The organism is Metabacillus sp. KJ11-3, assembly GCF_055808295.1.
Map to the genome: position 1 here is coordinate 3223376 of NZ_CM147865.1, position 21964 is coordinate 3245339.

The following is a 21964-nucleotide window of genomic DNA, read 5'->3' on the forward strand; positions in this document are numbered from 1 at the left end:
ATTAATTAGTAAAAACTGTTACCTCTTATGTAATGTAAGAGGAGTTGAGTTATATATGCAATTTTTTATGACTATTTCTTAAAATTAGACTGCATATAAAAGCAGTCTAGGATTTTATCATATTATTCATCTTCATCTGAGATGTCTTGCATGGAAAAAGGTAAATCCATCGATGTAATGTTTCTGCATTGAATTAATACAGGGATTCCGCCATAATTGTAAAATTGATCAGTCATAAACAATGCTGTATTTGTTCTTGGATAAAATTTCTTGAAGATTGCATTATAATAAGTTTTATCGTTTGTATGAATATTTACCTCGGAACCGGATGAGAGTGACTGTAAAATTGAACAGTAGTCATCCATCTTTATACCTCCCTTGAATAGTTTAATATCTTCTAGTTTAATGTATGAAATTAGGACAGATTTGCTTGAACAAATACCCAAATTTCAATAAAAGTGAAAAATACCAAAACTATCATTCATGAAGATACAAGCACAATTTTTATGTTGGTGGATAAATTAGTTAAGTTGTGCTATAACATCCTTCCTTTTACGACATAAATTAAAATAACTTCTCGCAAACTTTTTTATTTAACTGAAAGGTGCAAACGCTTATTTTTATAGGGTTTTCACTTCTCATCCTTCTATTTTGCAATGGAAACTAGTAAGAAAGTTGGCAAAAATGAATATTGGGGGAAAATGAAATGGAAAATGTAAACTTTGGAGAAAATTCAGGTCTTTCTTTTGAACAAACCGGACAAACAGATGAGTTGTCTTTTGTAGAGTTATTAACTGAAGAATTAAGTGAATTACTTGTTGATTTAGATCAAGAGGATCAAGAACATACATTGGGATTTGCTGAAGAAGAGACGGAAGAGGAAGAATACATCGACGACGACGACGATGACGACGATGATAACGATGATGACGATGATGATGACGACGATGATGACGATGATGACGACGATGATGACGATGACGACGATGATGACGACGATGATGACGACGATGATGACGACGATGATGACGACGATGATGACGATGATGACGACGATGATGACGACGATGATGACGACGATGACGACGATGATGACGACGATGGTGACGACGATGATGACGACGATGATGACGACGATGATGACGACGATGATGACGACGATGATGACGACGATGATGACGACGATGATGACGACGATGATGACGACGATGATGACGACGATGATGACGACGATGATGACGACGATGATGACGACGATGATGACGACGATGATGACGACGATGATGACGACGATGATGACGACGATGATGACGACGATGATGACGAGTAAAATAAAATATTCTACTGTATAATAATTAATCCCTATTTTCATTAAGAACGAACCTTAAAGAAAATAGGGATTAATTGTATATGATAAAAGGTAGGATGAAAAATCATCAAAAGTGTGAAACCGTCCACAAGGAAAAATATTATTTTTCCTTATGGACGATGTTTCACATAATTAGTTTATTCAGAAGGTCTATTTAGTAGGTTTTCAAGAGATGATTTTGCAGAAGTCCTGATCATGTCTCTCAGTGCTGCTTTTAATGCATTTTTCTTAGCCTCTCTACTAGTTTCATTACTCTCCTTACTTGCTTCAGTTTTTGTCATGTCATTTTTATCGTCTGCTTTAATAATTTGTAACAGCTTATCTGTTGTTCCTTCCGTAGTTGAAAGACGAGAATTCGCTAAAGAAGATCTAATCATATCTCTTAAATGAGCTCTCAGCATGTCTTTCTTGCTATTTACTGGTGACGTAATTTCTTCCTTACCTGTTTCTGTATTAGGAACATCCATTTCTTCTAGTTTAGCTGATTGATATACTGGTACTGGATTATTCACTGTCTCATCATTGTTTTGATCTTGTAAGGGTTCAGAGGTATCTTGTGTGTCATTAATTGTTGGTTCAATTGTTGGTAATACTTCAGGTTGAGATACACTGAGTGGGGCTTCAAACGATTTTTTCCAAACTTCAAGTATGTTAGAGGCGACCCTATCCCATTGATATAAGCTTAGTGCAAACTCTCTTCCTTTTTCCCCCATTCTTTTCATCAAAGAACGATTCGAAAGTATTTGAGAAATCTTTTCTACAAAATCAGCTGGATCTTCCGGATTTTCTACCACAACGCCATTTTCGTTTAAACTGATAACCTCTGCATTACCTCCTCTTGCAGTTGTTACAATCGGGAGTCCTGCTGCCATTGCCTCGTAATGAACCCGGGCGAGCGGCTCCTGCCATACAGAAGTACAAACGAATAAATCTGCTGCCGCAAACCAATTTTGAATTTCACTAGGGGCAACAAATCCCGTTGTTACTACTGGTATAGGCAGTTTATTAGCTAAAGCCCTTACATAGGCTACATAGTCAGTCACATCATTTTGACTGAACCATTTACTTCCAACAATCACAAGGGCTAGATCTTTATATTTTTTTGATAATTCCGGTAGAGCCCTCACTAACCTATCTACACCTTTATTGTTGGAAAGTCGTCCGGCAAACAATAATACAGTTTTATTCTCTAACCCATTCGCACTTCGAAGCTCTTGACGAATTTTCTGCATTTTTGGATGATGACCTGGCAGAAAACGATCCGTATCAACTCCGGAATAAATAGTATGAAGTTTAGATGCCGCTTCCGGATATAATTCTCTTATTACATTTCCAACATAATTACTGATCGTAATAATGTTCGTCACTTCATTTATGACTACCTTTGCTTCTTCAGGATTAATTTTTTCTGGTGAAAACATATCATTATGCATGCTAAGAACAATTTTTGCATTTGGTGATACTTGTCGGACTGGAAGGACTAAGCGAGGGCGATTAAAAATATGAATAAGATCAAATTGGTTAGCTTCAACATAACGGACCACTTCTTCTCGGTAAACCTCTAGTATTTTTCCAGGAACCCGCACGTATTTTATGCCATCAATTGTTTCTTGATCAGGAAGAGATGGATCATTTACTCCTAATACTGTAATATCATGTTTGTTCCTTAAATGAGGCAGGCTGCCTGCAATATAGGTTTGAATGGCTCCACCAAGTACGGGAGGTACAGGAAGCTTTTCAGTACAAATCATTAATATTTTCATCTTTATTCTACTCCCTTCCAATCGTCCTTTATTTCCTCGAGGATCGGCCATTTTGTTTGGTCAGTATCAACAATTGTTTGAATCATTGTAATAACAGCTGGATCATTTAAGAAAAGTTCAGGTTCATAAACGACTTCCTTGATATTTTTATAAAATTCATTTGGTAAAGATAAATCAATCATTAAGATATTATACAGGTCTTGAGAAATCGGATTTGCTTCATGATAGGCTTTGATCATTTCTCTAATCCAGGTAGCATCCCATCTAAATAAGTCTGCCATCGTACCTGTAATTAATTTTCTTAAGTCACGGATTGGAATATCATAAGCTACACCATCCAGGTCAATGATCCACATCCCATTGGAACCCATTTGACCATTTGACCAACCATAGTCTTGGTGAACTAAACCCCAATATTCATTACCTAGATTTGCCATCTCCAAATAATTAGATTGATTCAGCATTTCAACGCTTCTTTTTGCCTGTTCTTCAAATTGATCAACAACATTTAGAATATGGGCGCTTGCAGGTAGCTCTTCATATGCCCTGGCAATATTTCGAAACCAGTCCATCTTATTTACCATTTTTTGATAATTTTTAGGCCACTTTAACACCCGTGAGGCAATTTCAGCTTGAGGTGGCGGAACATATCCTTTCGTTAAAGCATGGAATTCACCAAGAGCATGACAGAGATGTTTTGCTCCTTCCAAATCTTTTGTAACAGGCACTAAAGATTCTATCCATTCGGCAACAAACCATAATTTGCCGCCAGCCTCAACATAATTTTTTCCATCCTTCGTTTTTACAATAGGCGGTACTCTTGCTTCCTTAACATCTACTAGATATTCCTGAGCACCTAGGCTAAACATACTTCTAGTAGGTCTGCGGTGTAAAAGTTTTATACTTTTGGGTCCTGCGCTGGTTTCTATTTTCCATATTGCGCCGCCTTTATCAGGCTTTGTCGTAACGATTTCAATACTTTGTACTGAGAAATCGTAATGCACCAGGACATCTTGTGCCATTCTTTCAATGTATTCAGGAACGTAAAACTCGTGTTGGGTAAGTTCATCTACTTCCCATGGCACAATTAGCTGCTGCTCCATGAAAACCCCTCCTTTAAAATAACAAAGTCATTTCTATCAGAAAAATGTAATGATCATTGCATGTTTAACTTGTTCATCCAAAAAAGATATCTTATTGTTTATGGAAAATTAGGTGTGAGTTTCAATTCTTGTTTCCTAGAATGATAATCAAGTCATTATTAATTCTAGGATAAAGTTTTGAAGAGAGTAGTGAATAAAGATTGAAGTTTCCACTTTTCATTAGTCGTTTTATTTTATTCCTCTGAAGAAATATACTTTTTATTAAACTATGTTCAAAGAAAATATTTGTATAGGACAGCTCACCCAAGTCTATATGATATTGTTCCTTGTATTTTTAGTCCTTTTACAGATTTGGTCGGAATTTTTTAAAAACCTAAGCGAATCTCTCAAACAATTTAGGTTGTTTTACAATATGAATATAGGAAGTGAAATAATTTTTATGAGGGAGAGCTGGGTATGAAAATCAGAAAAGCAATCATTCCTGCAGCAGGATTAGGAACACGATTTTTGCCTGCAACCAAAGCCTTACCGAAAGAAATGTTACCCATCGTGGATAAACCAACCATACAATATATAGTGGAAGAGGCAGTTGCATCCGGAATTGAAGATATTATAATTATTAGCGGCCGTGGAAAACGATCAATTGAGGATCATTTTGATCAATCATATGAACTGGAAGATGCACTTATAAAAAAGAATAAACAATTACTATATGAAGAAGTTCATCATATCTCAAGCTTGGCTAATATTCATTATATCCGCCAAAAGGAACCAAAAGGATTGGGTCATGCAATTCATTGTGCGAGGAGTTTTATAGGTAATGAACCTTTTGCTGTTCTTCTCGGGGATGATATTATTAAGTCGGAAAAACCATGTTTAAAACAATTAATTGATGTTTTCAATCGATATCATTCCTCCATTGTCGCCGTCCAGGAAGTTCCAGACGAAGATGTCTCAAAATATGGCATTATTAAACCCAAAGGAAGCAATATCGATGATCATATCCGTGCTGTTGATTCTTTAGTTGAAAAGCCTAAAAAAGAAGATGCTCCGTCACGGTTGGCTATTATGGGGCGTTATGTTTTAAGACCGGAAATTTTTGATGTATTACAGACATTGTCACCTGATAAAAGCGGAGAAATTCAATTAACTGATGCCATCAAAATCTTAAATGAAGCACAAGTTGTTTATGCTTATCAGTTTGAAGGGCAAAGATATGATATAGGACATAAAGCGGGCTTTGTCCGTGCAACAATTGACTTTGCATTAGAACGTGAAGATTTACGGGATGATGTGATTCAATATTTAAAGAAAATTGTTGCTAACATTGATAAATGATAATAATATCTTAGACTGTAGGCATTGTAAATTTATGTTTGCTACAGTCTAAGTAGTTTTAAGTGAACTTTTCGGTGGTGAAATACTTTATGCACAATCTATCAGAACATTAACTTTGATCAAGACATCCAATTTGTATGGAAAACTCCTTCTGTATCAACACGTTGATACGTATGTGCACCAAAATAATCGCGTTGAGCTTGCAAGAGATTAGCTGGTAATGTTTCACTGCGATAACTATCGAAGTATGCAATTGCGCTTGAGAAAGCAGGTACAGGTATACCTTTTTGTACTGCTAATGAGATGACTTTACGCAATGCTGTTTGATAGTTTGCAGCAATTTCATTAAAATATGGATCTAATAACAAGTTTGCTAATTGTGGATCACGATCATAAGCATCTTTAATTTTTTGCAGGAATTGAGCACGAATAATACATCCGCCTCGGAAAATCATCGCTATATCCCCATAACTAAGATTCCACTCATATTCTTCAGACGCCGCTCTCATTTGCGCAAAACCTTGTGCATATGACACAATTTTACTTAAATATAGAGCTTCACGAACAGCTTCAATTAGCTCGTCTTTATCTCCATTAAACACAGCAGTATCAGGACCTTTTAATAGTTTACTAGCTTTTACTCGTTCTTCTTTCATGGCAGATATAAAGCGTGCAAATACTGATTCTGTAATGATCGGAAGCGGAGTCCCTAAGTCTAGAGCATTTTGACTTGTCCATTTCCCAGTTCCTTTTTGACCTGCTGTATCAAGAATAACATCTACTAAAGGCTTACCCGTTTCTTCATCAATCTTAGTAAAGATGTCAGCTGTAATCTCAATAAGATAACTGTCCAGTTCTCCTTTATTCCACTCAGAAAATACCTCATGAAGCTCTTTAGCACCTAATCCCAGTACATTTTTCAGAATGAAATACGCTTCACAAATTAATTGCATATCACCATATTCGATTCCATTGTGAACCATCTTTACATAATGACCCGCTCCATTAGGTCCGATGTATGTAACACATGCATCTTCATCCACTTTTGCAGAAATCGCTTTTAAAATTGGCTCTACAAGCTGATAGGCTTCCTTTTGACCACCAGGCATAATGGAAGGTCCCTTAAGTGCTCCTTCTTCGCCGCCTGATACACCTGTTCCTATAAAGTGAATACCTGTGGATTCCAATTCTTTATTACGTCTAATTGTATCTTGGAAAAACGTATTTCCACCATCTATTAAAATATCATCTTTTTCAAGATATGGCTTTAAGGATTCAATTGTAGCGTCAGTTGCACTACCAGCCTTAACCATTAACAATATTTTACGTGGTGTTTCTAATGATTGAACAAATTCTTCAATCGTTTTCAAGCCTACAAAATTCTTTCCTTCTGCTTCGTTCTTTAAAAATTCCTCTGTTTTTTCATAAGAACGGTTAAAAACAGATACTGAGTAGCCTTTACTTTCAATGTTTAGCGCAAGATTTTTTCCCATTACGGCTAAGCCGATTACACCAATTTGTTGTTTTGACATTATTTTTTTCCTTTCTAAATAAATTCTCAGGTGAAAAATTACCACTCAAATAAAAACTTCAAATTAATTTGTTTTGTAAACTAATTAATAATAGAAAGATACCATTTAATATGTTGTTGTGTCAATATAACGAAGATAAACCTTATTAAAATATTACAGACAAATCGATACATTTCAGCACATGAAGGTGTGTTTCCTTTCTTGTTTTGGACCTTTTATGTATTATTTCTTTTTAGAGAATTGTTCATTAAAATTTGCTTGTTAGGAATGTGATTCTGGATATGAATCTACATACTAATAATTCTTAACACCAATTACTTTTACAAGATAATCTTACTAACCATGGATGGCACGTGAAATTATTGGAAAAAATACTTTTGAAAGGGGTGCAAAAGATGAAAAAGCAAAAAGCTCAACTGAACAACCAACAATTGCAGAAGGTATGAATACTGAGGATGAGTTGCAACAAGATGCCAGCTCAGAGGAAATTTCTAAAGGAGAATATACGAATGTAACGACTCTCTCTTTAGATGAAAATGATCCAAGTTAAATAATATAGATTATGAACCTTTACAACGTTATTTTTAACGGTGTCAGTTTGTAGACAAAGTAAAATTTGCTAGCCCTTCAGACTGATTGCTAACGCTCGCTTTCGAGGCACGAAGCCTTGTGAGGAGCGGAGTTACCGGTGTTGGGGAATGAGCACCGCAGCAAGGTGAGTAACGAAGAAAGCGAGCGTTTGTCAACAGTCTGACACCGTTATTTTAAACGGTGTTTTCATTTACTATTTCATCTCTCGATAAAGAGGTATGACTATTTAGTAGAAGAAAAAACTAAATTTGTACGGTTTGTTTCTTAATTTATTGTGAATTCATATAAAAAACGTCCCAAATCCTCGATAAAAAGGATTTAAGACGTTCCGTTGTTTTAAAAAATTTATTATAAAGCTACAGTATAACCTTTAGCTCCCTTTTTCAATTCTTCTCCATTTACATACAGTTTACGCTCTTCATTTTCAGGTAAATAGAAGCTAAAAGTTTCGTATGGAAGCTTGTATTCTCCATCAATTTTGTAGCTTACATCTATTTTTTCTGCATCTGCATCCATTTGAACATTAACGATCGTATGATTTTCCTTGTAGTTAGCTGAGACACCATCATCCTCATAAAGAGCATAAGAAGTACTGCCTGATTGCTTGTGTGGGAATAACAGGAATCCTCGTTCATCCTTATCTTTATTTGAGAAAGTAGAATCTGTATCATTAATCGGTATAATACTTCCTCCTTTTATTAGCAAAGGATTGTATTCCAATGGTGCCGGGAGAGTCACAGTTTGACCGCCTTCATACCAGACCGATGTATGATAGTCATACCAACCCCCTTCATATGTTGGCAGGTAAACAACTCTTTCTCTTTGTCCTTCTTCAACAACTGAAGCAACAAGCATAGATTCACCTAACATGAAATCATCATTTTCCTCAAACGTTTTGACATCTGATTCAAATTCATAAAAAGTAGGACGAAGGATTGGCTCATACTTTTCATGTGCATTGTATAAAGCAGTATAAAGGTATGGCGTTATTCTGTGACGAAACTTGATTAAATCTCTTATCGTACCAGTTGTCTCTTCATACATCCAAGGAACATTAACTGATTTATCGTCATTCCATGAATGAATGGTAAAACGCGGATGGAAAATTCCGTTTTGTACCCATCTAACCAATAATTCCGGTTCTGGAGCCGGCCCTGAGAACCCGCCAATATCATGTCCGATATTATAAATACCTGACATGCTTAACCCAAGTCCCATTTTGATATTGTATTTTAGGGACTTCCAGCTTGTATAGTTGTCACCAGACCACGTTTGCACGTAACGCTGCATACCTGGGCTTCCTGATCTGGAAATTAAATAAGGTCTAATGTCTGGAGCGAATTCTTTTTGTGCTTCGTATGAAGCTTTCATCATAAGAAGCGGCTGCAAAGAGCGCACAGCTTCAAAATTAATTCCCTCTCCAAAGCCATTACATTTTGCATCTTTAGACCAAATTTCGAATTCATTATTATCATTCCATGTGGAATCGATTCCGTATTCAAGCAGCTGTTCTGTTACTTTTTGCTTCCACCATTTAACAGACTCTTCGTTGGTAAAGTCAACGTATGCGCCCACTTCATCCCAGAATTGAGACATTTCCGTATTTCCATCACCTGATTTTATAAACATCTCTTTTTCATTCAACTCACTGAAAAGAGGGTGATCCTTTAATAAAGCAGGTTTAATATTCGCACAAAGCTTAACGCCTTTTTCATGGTAGTGATTAATAAAACCTTTAGCATCCGGAAACTTATCTGTATTCCAATTGAATACGTAACGCTTATCTTCTATTGATGTATATCCTGAAGATAACTGAAATGAATCACAGAGAATGTCATGCTCTTCACACTCTTCAATAAACTTATTCAATTGTTTCTGAGCATCTGGAGCATCCGTATAAGTCATTGTCGAGCCTGAATATCCAAAACTCCACTTAGGAGCAAATATTGTCTTACCAGTTAGCCAAGAATACTTTTTCACAACATCCTTAACTTCAGGTCCTAAAATGATATAGTAATCTAAATCCCCATCTATAGATTGATAGTAGCGGTACCAACCATGATAGTTATCCATTTCATTACCCATATCAAAGATGCTTTGTGCCATATTATCGTAGAAAATACCAAACGAAATACCTGTTTGCTTGCTTCTCGTAATATAAAATGGAATATGTTTATACAATGGATCCGTATGTTGAGCATCATAACCCATTGGATCAATACTTAACATTCTATAACGTTTACCGTATCGATCCATATCTCCGCTTTTTTCACCTAGTCCGTAATACTGTTCATCTTTCGTACGTTGGAGATAATGAAAAATCCCCTCTCCCAATGAACCGTCAAAATTATAGGCCTGTGTCGCACGGTCAGCAGCAATTTGTTTTACATTTCCTTCATTATCTTTGGAGAACCATGTAATTTTAAATCCATCTAAATCAATGTCCAACTTTAACAATTCTGTCTCAACTATGAAGGCTCTTCCATCATTCCGAAACGAATATTCCGGTAAGGAAAATGGTGATATATCCAGACGATCTCTTCCCTTAAGAGGCACATCATCCATGCCTGGAGCGACAAGCCATGTATGTTTCACTTCCAACTGATCACTTTTGGTCATCAATACTCGTATCATATCCTGTTCTAAAACAATAATTCGTGCTAGAACATTAGAGTTTTCTAAACTAAAAGATAACGTATTATTCTTTTCTTCTAAAAATTGAAATTGATATTTTTCTCTTAATGACATAGTCTCACCTTTTTCTTTATGTTGTCAGTTATTTAAGTTTGTTTCGTCCAATTAGTGATTAAACTAGAACATTAATAGCCAAGTAATCTTGGTAACACCATACTAATTTCCGGTATATACGTAACAAGAAGCAAGACGATAATGATCACAATATAGAATGGTATAAGTGGTTTGATAACATCTTCCAAATCTAAATTTGCAATACTTGCCCCCACGAACAACGCACTTCCTACAGGAGGTGTAATATTTCCAATACTCAAGTTCATGATTAACATAACTCCAAAATGAATCGGATCCATTCCAAAGCTCGTTGCAATCGGTAAGAAAATTGGTGTGAAAATTAGAACCGCTGGAGTAATATCCATGAATGTCCCGATAATTAACAAGAATATATTTATGATTAATAGAACAATAATTGGGTTATCAGAAATCCCCATAATAATTTCACTTATAGCCGTAGGTATGCCGGTAAATGCCATAACCCAGGACATAATTGAAGATGCTGCAACAAGAAGCATAATAACAGCTGTAATTTCAACTGTTTCCATGATGATTCTCGGCATGTCTGAAATCTTAACTGTACGGTAAATCAACGCTAATAAAAATGTATATGCAACAGCTACAGCTGCAGCTTCAGTTGCAGTGAAAATACCGCCTAAGATTCCACCTATAACGATAACTATTAACAATAAACTTGGAATGGCATCTAAAAATGTTTTAAACGCTACTTTAAAAGAAACTCTTTCTGATACTGGGTAATTTCTTCGTTTCGCAATAATAAAACCAACAACCATACATGCTAATCCCCATAAAATCCCTGGAATATAGCCTGCAATAAACAGAGCTGCTACAGAAGTTCCACCACTTACTAGGGAGTAGATAATCAATGCACCACTTGGAGGAATAATAAGGCCAGTTGGTGCAGAAGCAATATTTACAGCAGCTGAGAATTTAGGGTCATAGCCTTCTTTCTTTTGTAGCGGTCCAATTGTACCGCCGATTGCTGCCGCTGCTGCTACAGAAGAACCGGAAAGTGATCCAAATAACATGTTCCCCAACACGTTTGCATGACCTAGAGATCCTGGCATTCTACCAACAAGCACTTTTGCAAAGTTGATGAGACGCTCAGCAATTCCACCATTATTCATTAAGATCCCAGAAAGAATAAAAAAGGGAACAGCGAGCAACGTAAAACTATCCAGTCCTGTTACAATCTTTTGTGATGCCGTAAATATTGCCATGTCCCAAGGCAAAACCGAAACAATTGCAGCCATTGAAGAAATGACAATACTTACAGAAATAGGCACACTTAAAACAAGCATGAGTAAAAATACAATAATTAAGACAAGCCCCGCCTGTAATGCCATGAATGCTCACTCCTTTTTTCCTTTATACCTAAAAGTTGTCGTTACGGTCTATCCACCTACGACTGTGTTATTTGTTTTCGTAAAGTAATCCTTTATATGAAGGATTAAATAAAATAAAAATAGAACACCTGACACGATAAGACTTAAATATAAATATTGCATCGGCATTCCCAATGCTGAAGAAACTTGCCCAACTGCATTTTGATAGGCTTTTGTTCCACCGAATAGAAGAATAACCGCAATGAAAACTAGCACAAACGCTTCAACAAGCAAGTTAAGGTATAGTTGATATTTCTCAGGTACTTTCCGGGCAACAAACACAACAGCTAAATGTTTCTTTTTTCCGTATGCATAAGCTGATCCAACCATAGTCAACCAAATAAGAGAATATCGCAAAAACTCCTCTGATACTGTACTAGGAGAATTTAATACAAAACGAGTAAACACTTGCCAACAAGCCACTAAAACCATAACGATCATTAAGGAGCATGTTAAAAATGCTGTCACCTTATCCACTATTTTTCTCATCAGATCGTCACCTTCTCTTTCAATATTTTGATAGGCCTCTTATTTCTGTTAATAAACTTACCAGAAATTAAAGAGGCCTATTGTCTTCACTACCTATTTAAGATAGCTTTGAAAATCATCAAAGTATTTTGCATTGTTTTCATTTTCTGCTTTGTATGTTTCATGTAATGGTGCTGCAGCATCAATGAAAGCTTTTTTATCAATTGTGTAGAATGTTACACCCATTTCTTCTGAAGCCTTGATTGAATCTTCAACTGCTTTTTGCCATACATCTTTATGACTTTCAGATGATGCTTTTGCCGCATCTTGAATTGCTTTTTGCTGATCTTCAGATAACTTGTCCCACATGTTAGTGCTTACAATTAACACATCAGGTACATATTGGTGTTCTGTATATGTGTAGGCTTTGGCAACTTCTCCATGTTTGTTGTTTGTTAGAGCCGTTTCATTATTTTCTGCCCCATCAATTACACCTTGTTGCAGAGAAGTGTAAACTTCACCAAATGACATTGGAGTTGGCGCTCCACCCATTGCTTCGATCATAGAAATCGATGTCGGACTTTCTTGTACACGAATTTTCATACCTTTCATATCTGCAGGTGACTCAACTTTTTTATCAGCTGTATAGATACTTCGTTGACCTCCATCATACCAGCCAATAGCTACAAACCCTTGATCTTTAGTACCTTGAAAAATCTCTTGCACAGCTTCACTATTGTCCATCACTTCATGATAGTGTTCTCTACTTTGAAAAATATATGGAAGTGAAAAGATTGCATAGTTAGTATCAAACGCTTCCAATGCACTCGCACTTACCTTTGCCATGTCAAGTGTTCCTGACTTTACAAGCTCAATCACATCACGTTCTTGACCAAGTTGACCATTTGGAAATATTTCAACCTTAACACTTCCATCTGAATTTTCCTCAGATAGTTTCGAAAACTCCACTAATGATGTATGAACAGGATGATCTTCTGGTTGATTATGCGCTAATCGTAATGAAACTGATTTTGCACCGTCACCTTCCGCGTTACTTCCTCCTGAACTATTTGATCCACATGCAGCTAATAATGATAAAGATAGAATACTAGTTGCAGCAATTGAAAATATTTTTTTCATTTTCATAGATATGTCCCCCTAGCTTTCATGTTTAATGTCTGTCTGTAATCCTTTTCAACTACTTCCAAAAAAATATTTGTTATAGAAGAAAGTCCTTTTTCCACTAAAAAACGTTTTCATTTTAAAGGTATAAAGGGTTTTCATTCCTTTCAAAACAAATATAACAACGTTGTTATTACACTACCTATGCTACATGATGAAAACCCTTTTTTCAAGTGTTTTTCGACAAAAAATTTATGAAAATATCATTGAAAGCGTTTGACAATTCCCTTTACACCTGTAAAAATATGAATATATATTTTAAATTCGCGATTATTACTAACAACATTAGCAAACGTTGTTATTTAAGTATAAAAATAAAACTATAGTTGGTGAATTCTCATGACAATAACAATAAAGGATATTGCAAAACAAGTTGGTGTTAGCTACTCAACCGTATCAAAGGCACTAAATAATAGCCCGCTTGTCAAACAGGAAACAAAAGATAAAATTATTAAATTAGCAAAAGAGATGGGCTATGAACCTAATTATGCAGCTCAAAGTCTTGTCTCAAAACAATCTAGGGTAATTGGCTTAATTTGGCCTACCTTAGAACGAGTCGCCCCTTCTACATTAATTACAAAGATTAACGAAGAAATTAGTAAACATAACTATTCCATGATCCTATCAATTAACTCAATAGAAGAATCAATAGAAATGTTTAAACGATTCCAAGTAGATGGAGTCATTATCTTTAATAGAGATAACTTCGAAATGCCAAAAACCTTTCCAATGCCTTGTTGTGACTTATGGTGTTAATAAAAATAAGTCTATCCCGGTAATTGATGTAAATTATAGAGAAGCCATGCAAACAGCTGTTGAATACTTATATCACCTTGGGCATGAAAACATCGCTTTTCTCGGAGACTTTTCTTTTATCGATGAAAGACAAGTAGAAAAATATTACGGTTTTCAGCAAGCAATGGAAAAATTTAGTTTAAAATTAAATAGTCATAACTTAATCAATACCGGCGGACTTGATTGGTATGATGGCTACATGGCCACAAACCGCCTTTTAAGCTCACCGTTTCAGCCAACAGCTATTATCGGAACAAGTTATGACATCAGTGCAGGGATAGTTCGTTCTTTAAGACAAGCGAATTATATTCTCCCTAAGGATATGTCTGTTATAAGCTATGATAATATTCCGCAAATGGAAAACTTGGAAGTTCCATTAACAAGCGTTGGAGTACCTGTTGAAGAAATTGCTCAGAACATGGTGCAAACGTTGTTAAACTATATTAAGGATCCAGCTACAGTTCCACTTAGTCAAACACTAACACCAAAAATTAACGAAAGAACTTCCTGTGCCAGAGCTGGAAAATTTCAATTAGGTCAATAAGAGAGAAGATGATTCCAGAAAGAAAAACCGGAATCATCTTTTTTTCCTTTTCGAGCATTTCAAGCATTCATTAATAATTTGAAACATCCGTGTTGCTGGAGTCATGTCCTGTTGCAGCCTCAATTGCTACTTCAAGTTCAGCCGAGAACCGCTTGTTTTGGATTTCAGTCCACTCAAATCGATCACTCATATATCGGCAAACATCAGCTTTCCACTTTCTAACTGAATCAATATCAAATAACAGGTTTCCAGTTCTTCTAAAATAAAAATCAACTGGCGTAGCTGCCATCTCACATTCAATTGCATAAATCAACTTCGCAAGTACAACTAATGGAAGTCCATACTTACTTGCTTCGTCTTTCTTTTCATGAAGTAATTCAAAGACATCTGAAACATTCGAACCGTAAAATGACGCAAGATGTAGTGCCTCTTCTTTTGATAGTCCAATATTTACTCCTTTTGCTGCTGCATCTTGAACAAATTTTTCAAATTTTTTCGACCCTCCAACTTCTCCTCCGGAAATCGGCAACTTCAAAGTTTGACACCCTTTAAAGGTTCTTCCCTCTTCTGATTGAAATTTCTGAGCCACAACATTCACAATCGTTTCGGCCATTTTTCTATAACCGGTTAATTTCCCACCGGCAATTGTGATAAGGCCTGATTCAGATTCCCAAATCTCATCTTTACGTGAAATCTCTGAAGGGTCCTTCCCTTCTTCCAGAATAAGAGGACGTACCCCAGCCCAAGAAGATTCCACATCCTTTCTTGTTGCCTTAACTCCAGGAAACATAAAATTAATAGCATCAATAATGTAATCAACATCCTCCGGGGTAATTTCCGGTGAAACAGGATCATCATGATAGAATGTATCTGTCGTCCCTACGTAGGTTTTTCCATTTCTAGGAATAGCGAATATCATTCTTTTGTCTTCTTTTGTATCAAAATAAATTGCTTGCTTTAACGGAAAGCGGGACTGATCGATGACGATATGAACACCTTTTGATAAGATCAGACCCTTTCCTTTTTTAGATCCGTCTTTTTCCCTTAAACCATCTACCCATGGTCCAGTGGCATTAATCACTTTTTTCGCTCGAATTTCATATATTTCACCAGTTAACTGGTCTTCAACTACGACTCCTGTTACTTTGCCTGCTTCATAGAGAAAATCTTTAACTTTTGCATAATTTAGTGCTTTTGTACCTTTGTTAACTGCAGCTTTTAAAACTTCAATCGTGAGCCTTGCATCATCTGTACGATATTCAACATAGTAACCGCCACCCTTTAACCCTTCTTTTTTAATCAAAGGTTCTCTCTCTAGCGTTTCTCCTACATTAAACATCACTCTGCGTTCACTTTTTTTCACTCCTGCCAGGAAGTCATATACTCTTAGCCCAATAGATGTCATAAATTTACCAAAATTTCCTCCTTCATAAAAAGGAAGTAACATCCACTCTGGTGTTGTTACATGTGGACCATTTTCATAAACAATCGCTCTTTCCTTCCCAACTTCTGCTACTACTTTAAAGTCCAGCTGTTTTAAATATCTTAATCCTCCGTGTACGAGCTTTGTAGAACGACTGGATGTACCTGCAGCAAAGTCCTGCATGTCTACTAAAGCTGTCGTCATTCCACGAGTTGTTGCATCCAGTGCAATTCCTGCCCCTGTAATACCGCCGCCGATAACTAATATATCAAAAGACTTCTCTGTTAGTTCAGTAATAATTTCGTTTCTTTTCAAGTTAGATAACATTTATTTTTCCTCCTTATGGACGTAAAAAAGAGACCACGAACAACATTATCCAAAAATAGATAATGTGTCGTGGTCTCTCCGTTTCTCAATACCGTTTATTAACTTGTTTATAGTATAGCAGATTTATTTCTATTTGTGTATCTTAACTTACATTTATTATTAAAATGCCATTGCCGCTTGAACTGCCTTTTTCCAGCCATCGTATAGCTCATCACGTTTTTCTTGTGCCATATTTGGCTCGAATTGTTGATCAACAGCCCACTGTAATTCAATTTCTTTTTGGCTCTCCCAATAACCGACAGCCAATCCAGCAAGGTATGCTGCGCCAAGTGCTGTTGTTTCATTGATCACTGGTCTTTCTACTAAAACATTTAACAAATCACTTTGAAATTCTAATAGGAAGTTATTTTTGACAACTCCTCCATCAACCCGAAGTGTTTTTAATTCAATGCCTGAATCAACTTCCATGACAGATAATACATCCTTCGTTTGATAAGCCAGTGATTCAATCGTTGCCCTCACAAAGTGCTCTTTGCTTGTTCCGCGTGTTAGTCCAAAAACAGATCCCCGTACTTCACTGTTCCAGTATGGTGTACCAAGGCCAACAAAGGCCGGAACCACATAAACACCCTCAGTTGAGTCCACTCTTCTTGCATATTTCTCACTATCACTTGCTGAATTTAACATTCTCATACCGTCTTTTAGCCATTGAATAGCTGCACCTGCAATAAAAATACTACCTTCAAGTGCATACTCGACTTTGCCGTTTATTCCCCAAGCGATAGTAGTTAATAACCCATGCTCAGATTCAACAGCTTTTTCACCTGTATTCATCAGCATAAAACAGCCTGTCCCATATGTGCTTTTACCCATCCCCTTTTCAAAGCAGAGCCTGTCCAAACATTGCAGCTTGTTGATCTCCCGCCGCTCCTGCGATTGGAACCTCTTCACCAAAGAAATGATATCCAACTGTATGTGCATAAATTTCAGAGGATGACCGAACCTCCGGCAGCATTGAGGATGGGACATTTAGTATTTCCAATAATTCTTCATCCCATTTTAACTCATGAATATTAAACATCAACGTTCTTGAAGCATTACTAAAATCTGTTACATGTGCTTTACCACCGGATAACTTCCAAATGAGCCAAGTGTCAATTGTACCGAACAACAGTTTACCCTCTTCGGCTTTACTTCTCGCCCCTTCTACATTGTCCAGTATCCACTTAACCTTTGTACCGGAGAAATAAGGATCAATTAATAACCCTGTTTTTTTCCGAATTGTCTGCTCATAGCCACCCTGCTTAAGCTCTTCACAAATTCCACTTGTTTGCCTTGACTGCCAAACAATCGCATGATATACAGGTGCTCCCGTCTCTTTATCCCACACAACCGTTGTTTCACGCTGATTCGTAATTCCAATTCCTTCTATTTGTTCTGCTCTTATATTTGATTCTGATAAGGCAGTAGCTATTACAGCAAGAATTGAACCCCAGATCTCATTTGCATTGTGCTCAACCCAACCAGATTGCGGGAAATATTGTTTGAATTCCTTTTGAGCCGTATGAACAATTTCACCTTTTTTATTAAATATAATAGCCCTTGAGCTTGTTGTACCTTGATCTAATGATAAGATGTATGTTTCCATCGATAATCCTCCTGCAATCTATGTGAATATTTATCTTTCAGAGTTACAATTCATTAAAAAAACATGGCTGATCGCCAAGTCCTATGGCGAAAGTCTTAGTTCTTTTTATACTTCATCTATAAATTCTTATCTTTACTGAAAGTAAAAAAAGAAGATTCGGCAGAAAACACCCTATTTTTGGCATTTGTCTGTGAATCTCCTAATCTCCGTCACACTTATTAACTTGTATAAAATTATATCCCGATTATGGAAACGATGTCAATCACATTTTACATTCACGAACATAAACTATTAAAATGATTAACTAATTATTTTTTTATGTTAAAAATACGTAAATTTTATGAAAACGCAATTGTGAGATTGTAAATATTTAACCTAGCAGAAGGTTTGTGTTACTTTGTCCTATAATAATTATTGTCAGTATTCACCTTATTGTTACCATTAGCAATTCATATTTCCCCTTATATTCTTGGCTGATAACAGCTATATTATATTGGAGTTTACTAGGAATTATGATTGGTAAGTTTGTCTCAATTGATACTATTAAAGATTGGTTTAAAAAACCGCAATTTAAAAAGAAGTGGTTGATCATTGGAATTCTAATTGGAGTTTTTCCTATTACCGGAATCATTATCCCAAATTACATATTAATTATAGAGTATCCATTGGGAGCATCCCTTGTGATGTTGTTTGCTCTCATTAACCCTTGGTTTGAACAAATGTATTATGCCGGGAAAAAACTTCCCAATGGGTTATTGTGATATACTCAAGCATTCTATTTTCTTTGTGTCATTTCTTTTTATGGAGAATATTTTCGATTGGCAACCGATCACTACAATTGTTAATCGTCCTCTTTATTATGGGATTGTTTTGGTCAATAATACGATATAAAACGAACAGCTTACGATGGCCATTATTTTCTCATTTTCTAGTTGATATCGGGAATCTATCTGTTTTTGTATTTTTAAATCTCTATATTCCACCTAGCATGTAAGAACACCGATAGCTCTCGGTGTTCTGTACTTTATACTTTCTTCCCAACATCATGATTCGGATTTGTTTTGTTACCAGTTGATGCTTCATATCCAACCTTGTACGTCCCCTTCTTAGCATGTTTTACTGCATCAGGCATTTTGTATTGGTCTAAATCATCCTGAAATTGTTTATCTTTCATAATACACCCCTTTTATTTATGACATACTAATTATAGAATCTCCAGGTATTCAACATTTATGAATGGTGAATTTTAGAAATTAATCATATAGAATTTATTTATTTGCTTTTTAAAATAACTTATTAAAATAATGAAAGGGAGCCGTTTTTTCCCGGCTCCCTTTCAATCTACTTCTATTATTTACTGACCCCACATCAGTCTAGCTTTATTAACTCATCAACTTTCACCGGTTGACCAGTGCTTAGAGAGATATTTCCCGCAATTCCAGTTAAAATCGACATCGCACCATCAACATGGGTAGCCGCACGATTAAATTCGTCTTTTACAGGAGTTCCGAAGATATCTTGAAGAAGAACTGGGTCTCCACCTCCATGTCCTCCTGTTCCTTCAACTACGTCTACTTCATAAGGCTGACCAAACATAGGCATGACCATAATCGATTTTTCTTGAACCTTTCCTTCCTCATCCTTGCTTCCACAAGAATTAATATAAGACTGCTCACGAATGCGGACTTCAATTCTACCTTTTGTACCATTGAAGGACACCATATATCCTTCCCATGGTAGATAAGCATTTAAGGAATAATTGAGAATCGCTTTATTCTTGTACGTTACCATCACACCTAGTGTATCCTCGATATTTATTCCATCACCGAATACACTTTGATCTCGTTGATAGCCATCTTCAATTTCTGCATCCAAGTACATGGCCTTTAAATGTTGATTTCCTTCCAAGTCAATTGCGAACGGGTCTTCCTTAGCAAACTTGCTTCCATGTGCACGTTGGTAAAATTGGGTTATACCTCTTGATTCGGCATTTTCTCGCCCATAAAAACGTAATCCGCCGGCTGCATAAACAGTTTCAGGTGTTGTTCCCAACCAAAAATTAACCAAATCAAAATGGTGAGTGGATTTATGTACAAGCAGACCTCCGCTATTCCGCTTATCACGGTGCCATCTACGGAAGTAGTCTGCACCATGCTGTGTATCCAATGCCCATTCAAAATTAACTGAGTTTACTTGACCAATCACATCATTCATAATAAGTTCTCTAAGCTTTGTGTTATGAGGAGCATAGCGGTAATTGAAGGCTACGCGAACTTCCTTACCAGTACGATGTACAGCATCAATAATGGCCCGACATTTCTCCGCATCAACCGTCATTGGCTTTTCGGTAACTACATCACACCCAAGTTCCAATGCTTTTATAATGTACGTATGGTGGGTACGGTCAACGGAAGTTACAACCACAGTATCCGGCTTTTCCTTTTCAATCATCAGTTCGAATTCTGTATGTAAATATGTGTTTATTTGTGAATGGTCATATCTTTCTTCTAATAAACGATTCGCATAATCCATTCTCGTTTGATTCAAATCGCAAAAAGCTACCAGCTGACATGTTTCCTTAAAGTCTCGCACAATGGCTCCGTAAAAAAACTCTGCTCTTCCACCTGTACCTACTAACACGTATTTTTTCACAATAAAAACTCCTTATCTATTCATTTTATATGTCATTTCACTTTATTACCTCTGCTAGATTTTCATGCTCTTGTTTTTCAATTTTTACATTGTTATCAGTTCATAACAATTCATTCACATTTCTTAACGTGTGTGTGTGTCATAATCAAATGTTTTACCTTCTAATCGGCCAATTAGAGCTTCATACAAATTTTACGGGATCAACGAGTGGCGTTCACTTATTAAATCAATTAAGTTTAAGTGGAGTAACAGGCACTGTATCACCATATCTAGTTTTAATTTGGGTTTTTCACAGTTATTTCTTGATATAGCTCTGTTGAACTGAGCTATTAGTCAACCTCCATAGAACCCATACGATTTGAAAACACTCTTTTTCTAAACCCTCAACTTGAATCTTTTTCACCCTTCATCCTTCCAGCTTTTTCCCTATTCATTTATTATTTTTTAGACAAGCTTAGAACTTTAAGGAGCCACGATTTGTTTTATCTCAAACACCTTATTACTAATTTGAAAAATAAAATAACATCCAATACTAAAGCTAATAAATATTGTCATCGGTTGCCAAATAAATAGAAGGAAAATTCCTATCATCACACCGATTCCTAGTAAACTTCTTGGGAGAAACCCCATTGCTAAGAAAAAGGAGTTCTTCACAATATCAAACACTCGCAAGTCATAGTGAACCATTACCGGAAACAAGAAAACTGTCGTTAACAGCATCAGCCCTGCAAATAAAATAACGAAAGGAAATAGAAAAAATTTGATGGACTCGACCTCTAGTAGTAAAACAAAATTCATATATAATACAAGTGCAAAAAATCCCCAAAGTAAACCGATCATAAAGCTTTGTTTCAAGTTTTCTTTGAAGTGTTTAAAGAATGCTTTAAAGACAGATTCATCATGATGAAGAATCCATTGTCGACTAACAGCAAACATTGCTGCTGTTGCAGGAAAAATCGTTACAACAGGTAAACATGTAAGCAACCAGATGAGATTGAGCAAAAAGAAGTTTGTGAGAATCTCTAAAACTCGAAAAAACTTACCGTTCATAAAGTTCATTCTTTCACCCCATTTA

General features: G+C 36.2%; 19 protein-coding genes and 1 pseudogene. 7 read left to right on the forward strand and 13 right to left on the reverse strand.

Going from position 1 to position 21964, the window contains the following annotated elements:
• Positions 1 to 122: 122 nt before the first annotated feature.
• Positions 123 to 365: a hypothetical protein gene (locus AC0L8O_RS16265; RefSeq protein WP_051475730.1), complete on the reverse strand. Its 243-nt coding sequence runs from the start codon at positions 363 to 365 to the stop codon at positions 123 to 125.
• 341 nt (positions 366 to 706) lie between these two features.
• On the opposite strand from AC0L8O_RS16265, the gene AC0L8O_RS16270 reads away from it, so the two are divergent.
• On the forward strand, positions 707 to 1330 hold the full coding sequence (locus AC0L8O_RS16270) for a hypothetical protein (RefSeq protein WP_473443775.1): 624 nt from the start codon (positions 707 to 709) through the stop codon (positions 1328 to 1330).
• A gap of 176 nt (positions 1331 to 1506) precedes the next feature.
• Here AC0L8O_RS16270 and AC0L8O_RS16275 read toward each other — a convergent pair whose 3' ends face one another.
• Both AC0L8O_RS16275 and AC0L8O_RS16280 read right to left on the reverse strand, forming a co-directional pair.
• On the reverse strand, positions 1507 to 3132 hold the full coding sequence (locus AC0L8O_RS16275; protein ID WP_473443777.1) for a glycosyltransferase family 4 protein: 1626 nt from the start codon (positions 3130 to 3132) through the stop codon (positions 1507 to 1509).
• A 2-nt stretch (positions 3133 to 3134) separates the two neighbouring features.
• The gene (locus tag AC0L8O_RS16280) at positions 3135 to 4235 is read right to left on the reverse strand and encodes a CotS family spore coat protein (protein ID WP_473443779.1); all 1101 of its coding nucleotides are present in this window, start codon (positions 4233 to 4235) and stop codon (positions 3135 to 3137) included.
• Positions 4236 to 4691: 456 nt separating this feature from the next.
• Here AC0L8O_RS16280 and galU point away from each other — a divergent pair, with 456 nt between their 5' ends.
• On the forward strand, positions 4692 to 5573 hold the full coding sequence (gene galU, locus AC0L8O_RS16285; protein WP_473443781.1) for a UTP--glucose-1-phosphate uridylyltransferase GalU: 882 nt from the start codon (positions 4692 to 4694) through the stop codon (positions 5571 to 5573).
• A gap of 119 nt (positions 5574 to 5692) precedes the next feature.
• Here the strand turns inward: galU and gndA are convergent, their stop codons facing one another.
• Positions 5693 to 7105: an NADP-dependent phosphogluconate dehydrogenase gene (gndA, locus tag AC0L8O_RS16290; RefSeq protein WP_473443783.1), complete on the reverse strand. Its 1413-nt coding sequence runs from the start codon at positions 7103 to 7105 to the stop codon at positions 5693 to 5695.
• Positions 7106 to 7451: 346 nt separating this feature from the next.
• Between gndA and AC0L8O_RS16295 the strand changes: the two genes are divergently transcribed.
• Complete coding sequence (locus AC0L8O_RS16295) at positions 7452 to 7655, forward strand: hypothetical protein (RefSeq protein WP_473443785.1); 204 nt, start codon at positions 7452 to 7454, stop codon at positions 7653 to 7655.
• 389 nt (positions 7656 to 8044) lie between these two features.
• On the opposite strand, the gene AC0L8O_RS16300 is transcribed toward AC0L8O_RS16295, so the two are convergent.
• The 4 genes from AC0L8O_RS16300 to AC0L8O_RS16315 all read right to left on the reverse strand — a co-directional run bounded on the left by AC0L8O_RS16300 (position 8045) and on the right by AC0L8O_RS16315 (position 13464).
• Complete coding sequence (locus tag AC0L8O_RS16300) at positions 8045 to 10444, reverse strand: glycoside hydrolase family 31 protein (RefSeq protein WP_473443787.1); 2400 nt, start codon at positions 10442 to 10444, stop codon at positions 8045 to 8047.
• Between the two features lie 71 nt (positions 10445 to 10515).
• A complete protein-coding gene (locus AC0L8O_RS16305; RefSeq protein WP_026559882.1) occupies positions 10516 to 11811 on the reverse strand; it encodes a TRAP transporter large permease in 1296 nt (431 codons plus the stop codon).
• A gap of 48 nt (positions 11812 to 11859) precedes the next feature.
• Entirely contained in the window at positions 11860 to 12339 is a 480-nt protein-coding gene (locus AC0L8O_RS16310; protein ID WP_251682243.1) for a TRAP transporter small permease, read from the reverse strand.
• 93 nt (positions 12340 to 12432) lie between these two features.
• Positions 12433 to 13464 carry a TRAP transporter substrate-binding protein gene (locus AC0L8O_RS16315; protein ID WP_473443789.1) on the reverse strand — a complete coding sequence of 344 codons (1032 nt, stop codon included), beginning with the start codon at positions 13462 to 13464 and terminating at the stop codon, positions 12433 to 12435.
• A 375-nt stretch (positions 13465 to 13839) separates the two neighbouring features.
• Here AC0L8O_RS16315 and AC0L8O_RS16320 point away from each other — a divergent pair, with 375 nt between their 5' ends.
• Together AC0L8O_RS16320 and AC0L8O_RS16325 are read left to right on the forward strand one after the other, a co-directional pair.
• A complete protein-coding gene (locus AC0L8O_RS16320; protein WP_473443791.1) occupies positions 13840 to 14256 on the forward strand; it encodes a LacI family DNA-binding transcriptional regulator in 417 nt (138 codons plus the stop codon).
• A 46-nt stretch (positions 14257 to 14302) separates the two neighbouring features.
• The gene (locus AC0L8O_RS16325) at positions 14303 to 14839 is read left to right on the forward strand and encodes a LacI family DNA-binding transcriptional regulator (protein WP_473443793.1); all 537 of its coding nucleotides are present in this window, start codon (positions 14303 to 14305) and stop codon (positions 14837 to 14839) included.
• A gap of 70 nt (positions 14840 to 14909) precedes the next feature.
• Here the strand turns inward: AC0L8O_RS16325 and AC0L8O_RS16330 are convergent, their stop codons facing one another.
• Both AC0L8O_RS16330 and glpK read right to left on the reverse strand, forming a co-directional pair.
• Entirely contained in the window at positions 14910 to 16589 is a 1680-nt protein-coding gene (locus AC0L8O_RS16330) for a glycerol-3-phosphate dehydrogenase/oxidase (RefSeq protein WP_473443795.1), read from the reverse strand.
• Between the two features lie 159 nt (positions 16590 to 16748).
• Positions 16749 to 18237 (reverse strand): annotated as a pseudogene (gene glpK, locus AC0L8O_RS16335) (glycerol kinase GlpK).
• A 512-nt stretch (positions 18238 to 18749) separates the two neighbouring features.
• Between glpK and AC0L8O_RS16340 the strand changes: the two are divergent.
• Together AC0L8O_RS16340 and AC0L8O_RS16345 are read left to right on the forward strand one after the other, a co-directional pair.
• Positions 18750 to 18998, forward strand: coding sequence for a hypothetical protein (locus tag AC0L8O_RS16340; protein ID WP_473443797.1), 249 nt, complete (start codon positions 18750 to 18752; stop codon positions 18996 to 18998).
• Positions 18995 to 19231 carry a CPBP family glutamic-type intramembrane protease gene (locus AC0L8O_RS16345; RefSeq protein WP_473443799.1) on the forward strand — a complete coding sequence of 79 codons (237 nt, stop codon included), beginning with the start codon at positions 18995 to 18997 and terminating at the stop codon, positions 19229 to 19231. Before AC0L8O_RS16340 ends, AC0L8O_RS16345 begins: the two co-directional genes overlap by 4 nt.
• Positions 19232 to 19261: 30 nt before the next feature.
• Here the strand turns inward: AC0L8O_RS16345 and AC0L8O_RS16350 are convergent, their stop codons facing one another.
• The 3 genes from AC0L8O_RS16350 to AC0L8O_RS16360 form a co-directional block, all read right to left on the reverse strand.
• Complete coding sequence (locus tag AC0L8O_RS16350; RefSeq protein ID WP_198025700.1) at positions 19262 to 19411, reverse strand: hypothetical protein; 150 nt, start codon at positions 19409 to 19411, stop codon at positions 19262 to 19264.
• 194 nt (positions 19412 to 19605) lie between these two features.
• Positions 19606 to 20892, reverse strand: coding sequence for a Gfo/Idh/MocA family oxidoreductase (locus tag AC0L8O_RS16355; protein WP_473448954.1), 1287 nt, complete (start codon positions 20890 to 20892; stop codon positions 19606 to 19608).
• Between the two features lie 459 nt (positions 20893 to 21351).
• On the reverse strand, positions 21352 to 21948 hold the full coding sequence (locus tag AC0L8O_RS16360; RefSeq protein WP_473443801.1) for a YesL family protein: 597 nt from the start codon (positions 21946 to 21948) through the stop codon (positions 21352 to 21354).
• Between the last annotated feature and the right edge of the window lie 16 nt (positions 21949 to 21964).